This is a genomic window from Streptomyces doebereineriae, assembly GCF_031845645.1.
GTDB classification, from domain to species: domain Bacteria; phylum Actinomycetota; class Actinomycetes; order Streptomycetales; family Streptomycetaceae; genus Streptomyces; species Streptomyces canus.
The window spans coordinates 1-673 of the sequence record NZ_JAVREZ010000074.1; the positions used below are offsets into that span (position 1 = coordinate 1).

General features: G+C 63.7%; 1 protein-coding gene. It reads right to left on the minus strand.

Annotated features, from left to right (window positions below):
• Positions 1-673 (minus strand): acyl-CoA dehydrogenase family protein (locus RNB18_RS50755; protein WP_311720898.1); only part of this gene is annotated, 673 nt, incomplete at both ends.

The window sequence follows — 673 nt, forward strand, 5'->3', positions numbered from 1 at the left end:
GTCACGGGCCACCCGGTACTCGGTCATGTAGCCGTTGCCGCCGAACAGCTGCACTGCCTCCATGGCGACGTCGGTGGCGGCCTGCGAGCAGTACCACTTGATCGCAGAGGCCTCGGCGAGGGAGATCGGCACCCCCTTCTCGCCGGATTCGATGACCCGGAACAGCATGTTGCGCACATTCATCCGGGCCACTTCCATGTTGGCCAGTTTGAGCTGGATCAGCTGGAACTGGCTGATCTCCTGGCCCCACAGGGTGCGTGTCTTGGCGTAGTCGACGCTCAACCGCAGGCATTCCTCGATCACGCCGAGTGCCATCGCGGCCACCCCGATGCGTTCGGCCGAGAAGTTGGACCGGGCGCTGGCCCGGCCTTCGTCTGGCCCCTCGGTTCCTTCGGTCTCGCCGAGCAGCCGATCGCGGCCCAGTCGGACGTTGTTGAAGAACAGTTCACCGGTGCGCGAGGAGTGGATGCCCATCTTGCGGAACGGCTTCGACTGCTCGAAGCCCTCCATGCCGCGATCGAGCACAAAGGTCAGCACCTTGCGATTGCGCTTGTCCGCACGATCACCCTCATCGAGCTTGGCGTAGACCACCACGACGTCGGCGTCGGGCCCGTTGGTGATGAAGGTCTTCTGTCCGTTGAGGATGTAGTCGTCCCCGTCACGGGTGACATAG